Below are 14,423 nucleotides of genomic sequence, written 5' to 3' on the forward strand. Positions count from 1 at the left end.
GCTGTTCATCCATTCATTCAATTGCTACGGGAACAAGGTTGGCCATGACTGAACGGGTTGCTTTGATCACCGGCATCACCGGCCAGGACGGCGCCTATCTGGCCGAATATCTGCTGTCGCTCGGTTACGTCGTGCACGGCATCAAGCGGCGCTCGTCCTCGTTCAACACCGCGCGGGTCGACCATCTCTATCAGGATCCGCATGTCGGCGACGTGCCGTTCCTGATGCATTACGGCGACATGACGGACTCGACCAATCTGATCCGCCTGGTGCAGCAGATCAGACCTACCGAGATCTACAATCTCGCGGCCCAGAGTCACGTCGCCGTCAGTTTCGAGAGCCCGGAATACACCGCCAATGCCGACGCGATCGGCGTGCTGCGGCTGCTGGAAGCGGTCCGCATCCTCGGCATGGAGAAGGAGACGCGGTTCTACCAGGCCTCGACCTCCGAGCTCTATGGCCTCGTGCAGGAGATCCCGCAGAAGGAAACCACGCCGTTCTATCCGCGCTCTCCTTACGGGGTCGCAAAGCTCTACGGCTACTGGATCACCGTGAACTACCGCGAAGCCTACGGCATGTTCGCGGCCAACGGCATCCTGTTCAACCACGAGAGCCCGATCCGGGGCGAGACCTTCGTCACACGCAAGATCACCCGCAGCGTCGCCCGCATCGAGGTCGGCCTGGAAAACACGCTCTATCTCGGCAATCTCGAAGCCAAGCGCGATTGGGGCCATGCCAAGGATTATGTCGAGGGCATGCATTTGATCCTGCAGGCCGACAAGCCCGACGATTTCGTGCTCGCAACAGGCGAGACGCGCTCGGTGCGCGAGATGGTCGAGCTGTCGTTCGCCCAGGTCGGGCGCCGCATCGAATGGCGCGGCAAGGGCGTCGAGGAGACCGGCATCGATACGAACAGCGGTAAGACGGTCGTGAAAATCGATCCGACCTATTTCCGCCCCACCGAGGTCGATCTTCTCATCGGCGATGCCAGCAAGGCGCGCGAGGTGCTCGGCTGGAAGCCGAAGCGGACGTTTGCCGAGCTTGTCCAGGAGATGATGGCGAGCGATCTGGCGGACGCAAGACGGGACGCGGCGAGTGGCAAGCGTACCGTTTGAGCTGAAGGGCAGAAGCGTCTACGTCGCCGGCCATCGCGGCATGGTCGGCAGCGCGCTGGTGCGCAGGCTGGCGCGGGAGGACGTCGAGCTCGTGACGGCGGACCGGCGCGAGGTCGATCTCTGCAACCAGGCCGCCGTTTTCGATTGGTTTGCGAAGGTGCGGCCGCAGGTCGTGTTTCTTGCCGCCGCCAAGGTCGGCGGTATCGTCGCCAACAACACGCTGCGCGCCGAGTTCATCTATGAGAACATTGCGATCGCGGCCAACGTGATCCAGGCCGCGCATCAGAGCGGCGCCGAGAAGCTGATGTTTTTGGGCTCGTCCTGTATCTATCCGAAGCTGGCGCCGCAGCCCCTGCGCGAGGACTCGGTGTTGACCGGCCCGCTGGAGCCGACCAACGAGCCCTACGCGATCGCAAAGATCGCCGGCATCAAGATGGCGGAGGCCTATCGCAGCCAGTACGGGTGTGACTTCATCAGCGTGATGCCGACCAATCTCTACGGCCCTGGGGACAATTATCATCCCGAACTCAGCCACGTGGTCGCCGCCCTGATCCGCCGCTTCCACGAGGCAAAGGTCGCGGGTGCCGGAAGCGTCGTGGTCTGGGGCACCGGCACGCCGCGGCGCGAATTCCTCTATGTCGACGACATGGCGGACGCCTGCGTGCACCTGATGAAGACGTATTCCGGCGCAGAGCTTGTCAACATCGGCACCGGAGAGGACATCACCATCGCCGAGTTCGCGCGTGTCGTCGCCGAAATCGTCGGCTACAGCGGCGATATCGCTTTCGACAGCTCGCGCCCCGACGGTACGCCGCGCAAGCTGCTCGACGTCAGCCGTCTCGAAAAGCTCGGCTGGCGCGCGAAGACTTCGCTTCACGATGGCTTGAAGCGCGCCTATGAGGCGTACCGTCAGTCGATCGAATAGCAAGCGGTCTTACCGCTCGTCCGCGATCACCTTGCCGTCGTTCGGGAGCGCCCCCGGGCTGACCAGCTCGACATTGCCGCCGAGCTTGGTCACCGCGCGCAACGTGCCGGCGATCTCTTCACGCAGAGCATCGCTTGCGGCCACCGCTTCCGCCCTCAACGTCATCGCATCGGCCTCGCCCTGGCGCGTGACGACGAGGCGCAGGCGGCCGAGCGCGGAGTGGCGCTTGCCGATCTCGGCGATCTGCTCGGGACGGACGAACATGCCCTTGACCTTGGTGGTCTGATCGGCGCGGCCCATCCAGCCCCTGATGCGCATGTTGGTACGGCCGCATTGGCTTGGGCCCGGCAGTGCCGCGGTGAGGTCACCGAGCGCAAGGCGAATCCAGGGATGATGCGGGTCGAGCGAGGTGACGACGATCTCGCCGACGTCGCCTTCCGCAACGGGATCGCCCGTGCCGGGCTTGACGATCTCCATGATCAGATCCTCGTTCACAATCATGCCGTCGCGCGCCGCGGTCTCGAAGGCGATGAGGCCGAGATCGGCGGTGCCGAAGGCCTGGTAGGCGTCGACCCCGCGTGCCTTGATCTCGGCCTGCAGCGAGGGCGGAAAGGCAGCCCCCGAAACCAGTGAGCGCTTGATCGAGGAGACATCGCGGCCGGTGCTGGCGGCGGCATCAAGCAGGATCTTCAGGAAGTCGGGCGTGCCGCTATAGCCGACCGGACGGTAAGCCTCGATCAGCTCGAATTGCTGCTCGGTGTTGCCGGGGCCCGCAGGGATCACCGCGCAGCCAAGTGCCCGCGCGGACGCGTCGAAGATGAAGCCGCCGGGGGTAAGATGGTAGCTGAAGGTGTTGAGCACGACGTCGTTGGGACGGAACCCTGCCGCGAAAAGGGCCCGCGCGCCGCGCCAGGGGTCGGCCTGCCGCCCCTCCGGCTCGAAGATCGGGCCGGGGGAGGTGAAGAGGCGGGCGAACGACCCGGGTGCTGCCGCCACGAAGCCACCGAACGGCGTGGAGGCCTTGTGCAGGGCCGGCAGTTCCGACTTGCGCAGCACCGGTAGGCCCGCCAGCGCCGCCCTGGAGGTCACTGCGGCCGGATCGAGGCCCTTGAGCCGTTCCGCATAGGCCGGTGCAGTCATTGCGCTGCGCAGCACCCCCGGCAGGCGGGAAAACAGCTCGGCCTCGCGCGCGGCCTGCTCGCGCGTCTCGCGGGCGTCGTAATAGGCGGTCATGGCTGGTCTTTCCGGGTTGGCATCCGTTGCACGCCGCCGCTGGCATCGGTATCAGACGGCCAGTGTCGGGGCGCGGAGAGGACGCGATGGCGGACGAAGGCATCATTGCGACGGATGAGGCGGCGGACGTCGTCGCACGCCTGAAGCGCCGCATGATCGACGAGGCGCTGCCGCTGTGGTCGACCGCCGGCTGGGATCGTGAAGCGGGCGGCTTCGTCGACCGGCTGCACCGCGACGGCACGGCTGACGTGGCCGCGCCGCGGCGCGTGCTCGTGCAGGCGCGGCAAATCTACTGTTACGCCAAGGCGGCGCAGATGGGCTGGTACCCTGAGGGGCGCGGCATCGCGCTGAAGGGGTTGGAGCATCTGCTGGCAAAGGCGAAGGCGCCCGACGGCCGGCCCGGCTATGTTCACCTGCTGACGCCGGATGGTGCGGTCCTGGACGGCCGGCGCGACGCCTATGACCACGCCTTCATCCTGTTTGCGCTCGCGACGGTCTATACGCTCGACAAGGATGCGCAGGTTCGCGCCGAGATCGACGCGCTGCTTGCCTTCCTCGACGGCCATCTGCGCTCGCCGCATGGCGGCGTCCACGAAGGCCTGCCGGTGTCGCTGCCGCGCCGGCAGAACCCGCATATGCATCTGTTCGAGGCGATGATCGCGTGTTTCGACGCAACCCACGATTTTTCGTTCCAGAACCGTGCCGGCGAGTTCTTCGCGCTGTTTCTCGCCAATCTCTACGACAAGCAGAAACGCATCCTGACGGAGTATTTCGAGGAGGACTGGTCCAAGATCGAGCCGGTCAGCGTCGAGCCCGGCCATCAGGCAGAATGGGTCTGGCTTCTGAAGGGGTTTGAACGCATCACCGGTTGCCCGACCGGGCAACGCCGTGCCGAACTGCTGGCGACCGCGCTGCGCTATCGCGACGAGGCGACCGGCTGCCTCGTCGACGAGGGCGATGCTGCCGGCAACATCCGCCGCAGCACGCGCCGGCTGTGGCCGCAGACCGAGATGGCGAAGGCGTGGATCGCGCAGGCCGAATCCGGCGAGGCGGGAGCGGCGGACGAGGCGCGCGCGGCCCTGGTGCGGCTCGAACGGCATTATCTCAGCCATCCCGTGCGGGGCGGCTGGTACGACCAGTTCGATCGCGACGGCAGATCGCTGGTCGACACCATTCCTGCGTCGTCGTTCTATCATGTTCTCTGTGCGGTCACGGAAGCGGAGCAGGTGCTGAGTTAGATTCATTTTCTGACGCGTCTTCTTCACGCGAACCGGTTACCACTTCGCTCGAAAACGCCATGTCACAGCCAGCGCTTGCGCCGCTTGAAGCTCTTGAGGTTTTTGAAACTCTTGCGCTGGTCACCGGCACCGCCGAGATAGAATTCCTTGACGTCCTCGTTGTCGCGCAATTCGTCCGCGGTGCCGTCGAGCACGACCTTGCCTTGCTCCATGATGTAGCCGTGGCTCGCCACCGACAGTGCGGCGCGGGCGTTCTGCTCGACCAGCAGGATGGTGACGCCGAGGTCGCGGTTGATTTTCTGGATGATCGAGAACACCTCTTTCACCAGCAACGGCGACAGACCCATCGACGGCTCGTCCATCAGGATCATTTTCGGCCGCGCCATCAGCGCGCGGCCGATCGCGAGCATCTGCTGTTCGCCTCCGGAGAGATAGCCGGCAAGGCCGGTACGCTCCTTCAGACGCGGGAAATAGTTGAAGACCATGTCGAGATCGGAATCGACTTCGCGATCCCGACGGGTGAAGGCGCCGAGCTTGAGGTTCTCCAGCGACGTCATGTCGGAGACGATGCGCCGGCCCTCCATCACCTGGAAGATGCCGCGGCGGACGATCTTGTCGGGATCGATGCCGTTGATGCGTTCGCCCTCGAACAGGATCTCGCCGCGCGTGACCTCGCCGTCCTCGGTCTTGAGCAGCCCCGAGATCGCCTTCAGTGTCGTCGATTTGCCGGCGCCGTTGGCCCCGAGCAGCGCCACGATCGCGCCCTTGGGCACATCGAGGCTCAGGCCACGCAGCACCAGGATGACGTCGTCATAGACGACCTCGATGTTGCGCACGCTGAGGAGGGCAGCGGGTGCCACGGCGGTGGGAGTAGACCGGGCTGCTTCGATGGTTTGGGTCATGCTTCGTAACTCTCCGCTGTCGTCGCCCGGCTTGACCGGGCGACCCAGTATTCCAGAGACGCCAGCGATTTATTGAGAAGCCGCGGCGTACTGGATCCCCCGCTCCAGTGCGCGCTGCGCACAATGCGGGGGATGACAGTTGCGTGTGTGGGAACAGCGAAGCTCACCAGCCCAGCAATTCCGGCTTGCGCGGCAGCTCGACGGTCTTGACCTTCTCGAGCTTGATCGCGCCCTTGGCCATGAGGTCGTTGAGGTCGCCGTCGGTCGCACCGGTGATCTTGGTGCGATAGAGGTCGACCTTCAGCGTGCCGCGATGGTCCTTGTCGGTCCAGGTCGAGGGATTGCAGACGCCTTCCATGCCGGCCGGGACCCAATCCTTCTTCTGATAGAATCCCTTGCGGACGTTCTCGCCGGTGGCGCCGCCGTTCTTGGCAGCCCAGTCGAGCGCCTCCTTCATGTAGAGCGCCGAGCAGACGGCCGCGATGTAGTGCACCGGGCGATACACTTTGCCGGTGGGGTCGGACATCTTGGAGATCTCCATCACCGTCTTCATGCCGGGCGCGTCGCCGCCCCAGCTCACCGCGGTGCGCAGCGGGAAGATCACGCCATTGGCTGCATCGCCGGCCGTCTTGGCGGCATTCTCGTCCATGCCCCAGACATTGCCGAGGAACTGCACCTCGGTGCCGGCGGTCTTGCAGGCCTTCATCACCGAGATGTTGGAGGCCGCGGTGTTGCCGAGATAGGCATAGTTCGCGCCTGAGGATTTCAGGCTCAGGCACTGCGCGCTGTAGTCGCCCGGCGCCAGCGCGAACACCAGCGGCGGCAGCACCTCGAAGCCGAGCTCGGTCGCCATGGCTTCGCCGGCAGCCTTCGGCGCGTTCGGATAGGGGTGGTTGGCACCCATGTGCACGAATTTCGGCTTGCCGGGCTTGCCCTTGGTTTTCCAGTCCTCGGCCGCCCAGATCAGCATCGCGCGCAGCGAGTCCGAGTAGCTCGGGCCGTAGAAGAAATTATAGGGCGCGGGCTTGGCCTTGCCACTGATGCCTTCGGGATCGGTGAGGGCCGCGGCGTAGGAGCCGGAGAGATCCGGGATCTTGTCCTGCGCGAGGAAGCCCGTCAGCGCCTCGGTGTCGGCGGTGCCCCAGCCCATGATCGCCGCGACCTTGGAGTCCGGCGCCGACCACTTCTTGTAGAGCGCGATCGCGCGCGGCACCTGATAGCCGTAGTCGTTGGTGTCGACATTGAGCTGCTTGCCGCCGACGCCGCCGTTCTTGTTGACCCAGGCGAACGTGTCGGCGACGGCCTGGCCGTAGGGGGTGCCGACGTCGGAGGTGCCGCCAGAGCGATCCTCAAGGTGGCCAACCGCGATCTGCGCCTGTGCCCCCGCGGAAAAGGCTGCGATGACAAGGGCGAGCGACGCGGTGCTCAAAAGGGACTTGGTCTTCATCGGTTCGTTCCTCCTTTTATGGTTTTTAAGTGAAGTTGCCGCGCTCAGTGCGAGAACGGGTAGAGTTTCCAGTAAGCCTTGATCTGCCGCCAGCGATGCGCGAGCCCGTCGGGTTCGAACATCAGGAAGGCGATGATGATCGCCCCGATCGCGATCTCGCGCAGGAAGGTGAGGTTGTTGTTGAGCGACAGCGCCTTGTCGATCGCGCCGCCCTTCAGGTAGCCGCTGAGGAATTCCATCGTTTCAGGCAACAGCACCACGAAAGCGGTGCCCATCAGCGTGCCCATGATCGAGCCGGTGCCGCCGATGATGATCATGGCGAGGAACAGGATCGAGCGCTCAATGCCGAACCCCTCTTGCGACACCACGAGCTGGTAATGCGCGTAGAGCGCGCCGGCGATGCCGGCGAAGAAGGCGGCCAGCCCGAACGACAGCGTGCGATACTTGGTAAGGTTGATGCCCATGATCTCCGCTGAGAGATAATGGTCGCGGATCGCCACCAGCGCGCGGCCGTCGCGGGTGCGCATCAGATTGGTGACGAGGATGTAGCTTGCGACCACGTAGGCCAGCACGACGTAGAAATACTGGCGGTCGCCGCGCAGCGTGTAGCCGAAGATCGAGAACGGATTTGCGCTGGCCGGCACCGAGCCGCCGGTGAACCACTCCGCGCGGGAGAAGAAGTCGAGCAGGATGTATTGCGCCGCGAGCGTCGCGATGACGAGGTAAAGGCCTTTCAATCGCGCCGCGGGAATGCCGAAGATCAGCCCGACCAGCGCGGTGATCACGCCCGAGAGAGGGATCGCGAAGAACACCGGGATGTGCGCGTTGTTGGAGATATAGGCCGAGGTGAAGGCGCCGAGCAGGAAGAACGCGGCATGCCCGATGGAGATCTGGCCGGTGAAGCCGACCAGGATGTTCAATCCCAGCGCCGCGATCGAGAAGATGCCGATCTGGATCAGGATGCTGAGCCAGTAGCCGCCGAGGAGTTGCGGCAGGAGGCAGAGCGCCAGTACGCCGGCGATCGCAAAGTTGCGGCTGGTCGTGGTCGGGAAAATCGTGGTGTCCGCCGCGTAGGAGGTGCGGAAGTCACCAGCAGGGATGAGGGCAGGGCCGGCCATGGGATCAGATCCGCTCGATGTCGTGGGTGCCGAACAGGCCGTAAGGCTTGATCATCAGCACGATGATGAGGACGTAGAACGGCGCGATCTCGTAGAGATTGCCCCAGTGCAGATACTCGCTGTCGACATATTGCGCGATGTTTTCCAGGAGCCCGATGATGATGCCGCCGAGCACGGCGCCACCGACGGAGTCGAGCCCGCCGAGGATCGCCGCCGGAAACACCTTGATGCCGTAGGCGGCGAGGCCGGACGAAACGCCGTTCACGACGGCGACGACCACGCCTGCGACCGCCGATACGGTGGCGGAGATCGCCCAGGCCATCGCGAACACGCTCTTGACCGAAATGCCGAGAGACTGCGCCACCTGCTGGTTGAACGCGGTGGCGCGCATCGCGAGGCCGTACTTCGAAGCCCGGAAGAACCAGGCCATGCCGATCATCATGGCGACCGAGACCACGAGGCTCATGACATAGACGGTCTGGATCTGGAGCCCGAACAGGCTGACCGACTGGCTCTCGAACACGCGCGGGAACGGCTGCGGGTTGACGCCGAACATCCATTTCAACGTCGCTTGCAGAACGGTCGAGAGGCCGATCGTCACCATGATCACGGATATGATGGGCTCGCCGATCATCGGCCGCAGGATCAGGACCTGGATCGCGATGCCGAACACGAACATGAACACCAGCGTCATCGGCATGCCGATCCAGAACGGCACCTGATATTTGGCAAGCAAGGCCCAGCACACCCAGGCGCCGACCAGCAGCAATTCACCTTGCGCGAAATTGACGACCTGTGTCGCCTTGTAGATCAGCACGAACGACATCGCGACCACGCCATAGAGCGTGCCGACCACGAGGCCGTTGACCAGGAGCTGGATGAGGAAGGCGGTGTTCATGTTATGCTATCCTTCGCCTCTCCCCGCTTGCGGGGAGAGGGCGCATCGATTGGTGTGCGCTCTGAATCGGAAGCGAGATCACTCCGCAGCCTCCGCCATGTGCCCGTGGCCGCCCAAGTCCACCACCCGCAGCGTGGTGCGGACGCGCTGCGTGGTGCCGTCCTGGAAGCGGATCACGGTGTCGACGGGAATGTCAGCATCGCCGCGGTAGATCGCGTCGATGATGTCTTCGTATTTCTCGTTGATGACGCTGCGGCGCACTTTTCGGGTGCGGGTGAGCTCGCCGTCGTCGGCGTCCAGCTCCTTGTAGAGCAGCAGGAAGCGCGAGATGCGTTGCGCCGGTGGCAATGTGGCGTTGACGGTCTCGACTTCCTTCTTGAGCAGGGCGTAGACCTCGGACCGCGAGGCGAGGTCGCTGTAGGTTGTGAAGGAGAGGCGGTTCTTTTCCGCCCATTTCGAGATGATGGAGTAGCGGATGCAGATCATTGCCGCGAGCGCGTCGCGACCGGCGCCGAGCACCACGGCTTCGGCGATATAGGGTGAGAATTTCAGCTTGTTCTCGATGAACTGCGGCGAGAAGCGCTCGCCGCGCGACGTCTCGGCGAGATCCTTGATGCGGTCGATGACGACGAGCTGCTTGTTATCGTTGAAATAGCCGGCATCGCCCGACAGCATCCAGCCGTCCTTGAGGTCGGCGACGCTGGCTTCGGGGTTCTTGTAATAGCCGAGGAACATGTTGGGGTGCCGCACCACGATCTCGCCGACGCCGTGGACGTCGGCATTGTCGATGCGGATCTGGACGCTGTCGGCCATAGGCACACCCGTGGTGTCAGGATCGACCTTGCCTTCGGGATGCAGCGTGTAGGCTCCCAAAAGCTCGGTCTGTCCGTAGAGCGTGCGCAGCGGCACGCCCATGGCCTGGAAGAACTTGAAGGTCTCGGGCCCGAGCGCCGCGCCGCCGGTGGCGGCCGAACGCAGGCGGGTGAAGCCGAGCCGGTCGCGCAGCGCGCGGAACAGGATCGCGTCGGCAAAGCCCGAACGCTTGCCCTCTGCGAGCGCGGCGAGGCCCGACTTCATGCCGATGTCGAACAGGCGCTGCTTGAAGGGCGTTGCGTCCATCACCCTGGCGCGGACGTCGGCGGCGATAGATTCCCAGACCCGCGGTGCAAACAGCACGAATGTCGGCGCGATCTCGCGCAGGTCGTTCATCATCGTCTCGGGTTCTTCGACGAAGTTGATCTTCATCCGGCAGAGCAGGCCTTTGCCGAGCACATAGACCTGCTCCATGATCCAGGGCAGCGGCAGCACCGAGACGTACTCGTCGTCCGGTCCCTTCGGATCGAAGGCGAGATAGGTCGCGCAATGGCCGAGCACGCGGCCGGCGGCGAGCATCGCAAGTTTTGGATGCGATGTGGTGCCCGACGTCGTGCAGAGGATCGCGACGTCCTCGCCTCTGGTGGCGTCGACGAGCTTGTCGTAAAGATCCGGTTCGCGGGTGGCCCGCGCACGCCCGAGTTCGGCGAATTTCTCCGCCGACATCAGCCTGGGATCGTCATATTTCCGCATCCCACGCGGGTCGGAATAGATGATGTGCTTCAGATCAGGCGCACGTTCGGCCAGCACAAGCAGCTTGTCGACCTGCTCCTCATCTTCGGCGAAGACGAGCTGGGCTTCGCCATAGTTGAGCAGGTATGAAGCCTCCTCGTCCAGCACGTCGCGATAGAGCCCGAGGCTGAGGCCGCCGATCGCATGGGTGGCGACTTCCGCAGCGACCCAGTCCGGCCGGTTGTCGCCGATAATGCCGATGACGTCGCCGCGGCCGAGACCGAGCTCGATGAGGCCAAGCGCGAAGTCGCGGACGCGGTTCTGGTAGTCGTTCCAGGTAAACGGGCGCCAGAGCCCGAGATCCTTCTCGCGCAATGCGATCTCGTTGCCGTGCTCTTTGGCATTGAGCCGAAGCATTTTCGGATAGGTATCGGCCTGCGCGACGCGGCCCGCATAATCCATCATGCCGCGCTCTCCTGCGCCGGCGGGGCATCGTCGGGATCGACCAGCACCTCGTCCTCTTCGCCGAGATAGGCGCGCTTGACGTGGGGGTCGGCGAGCACCGCGGCCGGATCGCCCTCGGCGATCTTGCGGCCGAAATCCAGCACCATGACGCGATGGGAGATGTCCATCACCACGCCCATGTCGTGCTCGATCATCACCACCGTCATCCCGAACTCCTCGTTGAGGTCGACGATGTAGCGGGCCATGTCCTCCTTCTCCTCGAAGTTCATGCCAGCCATAGGCTCGTCGAGGAGGATGAGGCGCGGCTCCAGCGCCATGGCGCGCGCGAGCTCCACGCGCTTGCGCAGACCGTAGGAGAGGGTGCCGGCGGGAGCCTTGCGCACCGACTGCAGATCCAGGAAGTCGATGATCTCCTCGACCTTGCGGCGATGTTCGAGTTCTTCCTTGCGCGCGCCGGTGAGCCAGTACAGCGAGCCCGTGAGGAAATTGTTCTTCAAGAGGTGATGGCGGCCGACCATGATGTTGTCGAGCACGCTCATGTGGTGGAACAGCGCGAGATTCTGGAAGGTGCGGCCGATGCCGAGCGAGGCGCGGGCGTTCGGCGTCAGGCCGGTGATGTCGCGATCCCCATAGAACAGATGGCCCTCGGTCGGCTTGTAGCGACCGGAAATACAGTTCACGATCGAGGTCTTGCCGGCCCCGTTGGGGCCGATGATCGAGAACAGCTCGCCATCCCTGATCGCGAAGCTGACATCGGTCAGCGCCCGGACGCCGCCGAATCGCAAGGACACGCCGCGCACTTCAAGACTGGTAGCCACCAAACAAATCCCTCCCGGTGATGGCGCGTTCAGCGGCGCTCTTCGTCGGTTCCTGCCGGGCAACCCTAGTACGGCTATGCCGGCGAGGCCATGCAGCAGATGGTCTCCACCGAACGCCGCACCGCTTTCCATCCCGTTCGGGATGAAAAGCCGCATCGCCCAAGGTGGCCCTCAATAGGGGAAAGCGCTATTTTGGAATGTCTTGCGGCTGACAATTCTGCGAGAAAGTTTTTCGGGTGGCCGCGGCCTTCGTCTTTCGTCGGATGGCTGTCGAGACAATCGTGTTGCGATGCAGCAGAAGACTTTGGGTGACGAAACGGTGCGTCTGGCTTCGGGATCATGATTTCAGAGGATCAACTGAAGCGCGTCGCCGCCTGGTCGCGCGAGCTGACGCAGGCCGAGATCGAGGTCGCTCGCGCAGGCATCACGGAGCGGTCCTATGGCACCGGAGAGACCGTGTTCATGCGCGGCGACACGTTCGACTATTGGGCCGGCATGGTGTTCGGTCTCGCCCGGATGGGCGGGGTCTCGCGCGACGGCAAGGAGACCAGCCTTGCCGGGCTGACGGCGGGGGCCTGGTTCGGCGAGGGCAGCGTGCTGAAGAACGAGCCGCGCCGCTACGACGTGGTCGCGCTCCGGAGCAGCCGCGTCGCGCTGATGGAGCGCAGCGCCTTCATGTGGCTGTTCGAGAACAGCGTCGGCTTCAACCGCTTCCTGGTGCGCCAGCTCAACGAGCGGCTCGGCCAGTTCATCGGCATGCTCGAGGTCAACCGCACGCTGGATGCCACCGCGCGCCTCGCGCGCAGCATCGCCTCGCTGTTCAACCCGATCCTCTATCCGGAATCGACCGCGCATCTGGAGATCACCCAGGAAGAGATCGGCGCGCTCTCCGGCATGTCCCGCCAGAACGCCAACCGCGCGCTGAACCGGCTGGAGAAGGAGGGCCTGCTGCGGCTCGAATATGGCGGCGTCACCATTCTCGATGTGGAGAAGCTGCGCGGGTATGGGGATTAGCCAGTAGGATGGGTAGAGCGCCAGCGAAACCCATCAATCCGTTCGCCGCTGGCAAAGCATGATGGGTTTCGCAAGGGGGCAACCCATCTTACGCGGGCTACGGCGAGCCATCGTTCGAATTTATGGGCAATCATGCGGATGGTCTTGCACTTGATATCTGGTTTGCTCAGCGCCTTAGGCGCGATTGCGGCAGGTTTTTTTAGTTACGGCACCTGGCAACCCCTGTTCTTGTTCGTTTGGATGCCGGCAATCTGGCTGGTCCGCCTATCGGACGTGATATGCTCACCGAAAGGCGTGAGATGCTTTCTGGGATCTGTCACTCAAGGCTCACATCATCTATGGTTTGGACTTTGCCTGCTGGTCTTCTGGTGGACCGTTATGTGGTTCGCGATATCGCCGCTGTTTCGTTCACGCCAGACGGACCCGCCGAAAGATTAATCTTCTTCGTTTGGCCCTAAGCCAAATGTAAAGACACGCACTTACCGCGCATTGGCGGGAGCGTTGACCGGCCAGAGGTCGGCTCGCCGAGCCCGCATGATGTGAAGAGCGCCAGCGAAACCAATCAATCCGTTGCCGATGACGAAACATGATGGGTTTCGCAAGGGCTCAACCCATCCTTACGTGCGCTGAATTACAAACTGAAATCAAACAGAAATGTCCAGTTACAATGGACGTGCTTACATTGCACGTCGCGCAAGATGCGTCGCGAGGCAATGAGGAGTCCAACAGAATGGTGGAACGTTTCACGCGACGCGGAGTTTTTGCGGTTTTTGCCGGCGCGGCAACTATCATCATGAGTCAGGCTGGCGCCGAGGCGCAGCCCTTTCCTCCGCCTCCACCCGGACCTCCTCCTCCGCCGGGCATGCGACGGCCGCTACCACCTCCGCCTCCTCCGCCGCGTCGACGATGGCGTCGTCCGTTGCCGCCTCCGCCCCCGTACCCGCCGCCGCCGTATCCGCCGCCGCCGCCTCCATTCCCGCCGCCGCTTCGGTGAGAGGCAAGGCAGGTCGGATCAACTCGCGGCTGCCGGTGGCTTCCGCTCCGCAAGCGCGGAGGCCATCGCCGAGATCGGCCCGTAGGATGGTAGAGCGCCAGCGAAACCCATCTATCCGTTCGCCGCTGACGAAGCATGATGGGTTTCGCAAGGGCTCAACCCATCCTACGCGTGCTATTCCGGTTGTTGCGGCTCGAACCCAACGGCAACTCGTTTTGCCTTGATTTGTCCATGCACGCCGTAACTCGAATCAAAGCTGAGTGTGATTCCGTCATGGTCGATCTCCACGTCGAGCCCATCCATGATGCCGGCTTCCAGAAATTCAAACAGTTCAACACCGATCAGATCAAAGATCGTCAGGGTCACGGCTACATGTTTCGTTAGCGGAAAGTACCTCTGAGCATCGACTTCCGAGCCCATCCGGAATGTATGCACGACCAGACGACCTGGTGCGCCTTGGCGAAGTTCAAGCTCACGGAGCTTCGCATCGTGGAATGAAGGAGTGCCTTCAAACCAAGTGCATAACGCCGCTCCGCCCTCCAAATCGCGAATCGTCGCGTTTGCCATCGTTTTCTCGTTTGACAACACCTGTCGGGTCCGGTCCTTCATAACATGCCCGAGTTTCTTTGTCGTTTTCTGGCCCAACGCGGAAGTCTTGCGACATTTCGATTTCGGGCCGCTATCAAAGGGCATAGCCGACGTCAAACGGCG

General features: G+C 63.5%; 12 protein-coding genes. 4 read left to right on the forward strand and 8 right to left on the reverse strand.

Features of this window, described 5'->3' with window-relative positions; genetic code table 11:
- The first annotated feature begins 44 nt into the window (after positions 1-44).
- Positions 45-1,115 (forward strand): GDP-mannose 4,6-dehydratase, encoded by a 1,071-nt coding sequence (gene gmd, locus WHZ77_RS10600; RefSeq protein ID WP_375313626.1) that lies wholly within the window; start codon positions 45-47, stop codon positions 1,113-1,115.
- The gene (locus WHZ77_RS10605; RefSeq protein WP_375313627.1) at positions 1,096-2,040 is read left to right on the forward strand and encodes a GDP-L-fucose synthase family protein; all 945 of its coding nucleotides are present in this window, start codon (positions 1,096-1,098) and stop codon (positions 2,038-2,040) included. Before gmd ends, WHZ77_RS10605 begins: the two co-directional genes overlap by 20 nt.
- A 9-nt stretch (positions 2,041-2,049) precedes the next feature.
- Here WHZ77_RS10605 and WHZ77_RS10610 read toward each other — a convergent pair whose 3' ends face one another.
- Positions 2,050-3,273, reverse strand: a complete 1,224-nt coding sequence (locus tag WHZ77_RS10610) for a phenylacetate--CoA ligase family protein (RefSeq protein ID WP_375313628.1) — start codon at positions 3,271-3,273, stop codon at positions 2,050-2,052.
- Positions 3,274-3,359: 86 nt separating this feature from the next.
- Between WHZ77_RS10610 and WHZ77_RS10615 the strand changes: the two genes are divergently transcribed.
- Entirely contained in the window at positions 3,360-4,511 is a 1,152-nt protein-coding gene (locus WHZ77_RS10615) for an AGE family epimerase/isomerase (RefSeq protein ID WP_375313629.1), read from the forward strand.
- Between the two features lie 62 nt (positions 4,512-4,573).
- On the opposite strand, the gene WHZ77_RS10620 is transcribed toward WHZ77_RS10615, so the two are convergent.
- The 6 genes from WHZ77_RS10620 to WHZ77_RS10645 all read right to left on the reverse strand — a co-directional run bounded on the left by WHZ77_RS10620 (position 4,574) and on the right by WHZ77_RS10645 (position 11,704).
- Positions 4,574-5,413, reverse strand: coding sequence for an ABC transporter ATP-binding protein (locus tag WHZ77_RS10620; protein ID WP_375313630.1), 840 nt, complete (start codon positions 5,411-5,413; stop codon positions 4,574-4,576).
- Between the two features lie 163 nt (positions 5,414-5,576).
- Positions 5,577-6,860 carry an ABC transporter substrate-binding protein gene (locus WHZ77_RS10625; RefSeq protein WP_375313631.1) on the reverse strand — a complete coding sequence of 428 codons (1,284 nt, stop codon included), beginning with the start codon at positions 6,858-6,860 and terminating at the stop codon, positions 5,577-5,579.
- A 44-nt stretch (positions 6,861-6,904) separates the two neighbouring features.
- The gene (locus WHZ77_RS10630) at positions 6,905-7,978 is read right to left on the reverse strand and encodes a branched-chain amino acid ABC transporter permease (protein ID WP_375313632.1); all 1,074 of its coding nucleotides are present in this window, start codon (positions 7,976-7,978) and stop codon (positions 6,905-6,907) included.
- Between the two features lie 4 nt (positions 7,979-7,982).
- Positions 7,983-8,876, reverse strand: a complete 894-nt coding sequence (locus WHZ77_RS10635) for a branched-chain amino acid ABC transporter permease (RefSeq protein ID WP_027545085.1) — start codon at positions 8,874-8,876, stop codon at positions 7,983-7,985.
- Between the two features lie 78 nt (positions 8,877-8,954).
- Complete coding sequence (locus WHZ77_RS10640) at positions 8,955-10,886, reverse strand: long-chain fatty acid--CoA ligase (protein ID WP_375313633.1); 1,932 nt, start codon at positions 10,884-10,886, stop codon at positions 8,955-8,957.
- Positions 10,883-11,704: an ABC transporter ATP-binding protein gene (locus tag WHZ77_RS10645; RefSeq protein ID WP_375313634.1), complete on the reverse strand. Its 822-nt coding sequence runs from the start codon at positions 11,702-11,704 to the stop codon at positions 10,883-10,885. Before WHZ77_RS10645 ends, WHZ77_RS10640 begins: the two co-directional genes overlap by 4 nt.
- A gap of 339 nt (positions 11,705-12,043) precedes the next feature.
- On the opposite strand from WHZ77_RS10645, the gene WHZ77_RS10650 reads away from it, so the two are divergent.
- Positions 12,044-12,718, forward strand: coding sequence for a Crp/Fnr family transcriptional regulator (locus WHZ77_RS10650; protein ID WP_375313635.1), 675 nt, complete (start codon positions 12,044-12,046; stop codon positions 12,716-12,718).
- A gap of 1,168 nt (positions 12,719-13,886) precedes the next feature.
- On the opposite strand, the gene WHZ77_RS10655 is transcribed toward WHZ77_RS10650, so the two are convergent.
- Positions 13,887-14,279 carry a hypothetical protein gene (locus WHZ77_RS10655; protein WP_375313636.1) on the reverse strand — a complete coding sequence of 131 codons (393 nt, stop codon included), beginning with the start codon at positions 14,277-14,279 and terminating at the stop codon, positions 13,887-13,889.
- Between the last annotated feature and the right edge of the window lie 144 nt (positions 14,280-14,423).

This window comes from Bradyrhizobium sp. A5 (assembly GCF_042076515.1).
Lineage (GTDB): Bacteria > Pseudomonadota > Alphaproteobacteria > Rhizobiales > Xanthobacteraceae > Bradyrhizobium > Bradyrhizobium cosmicum.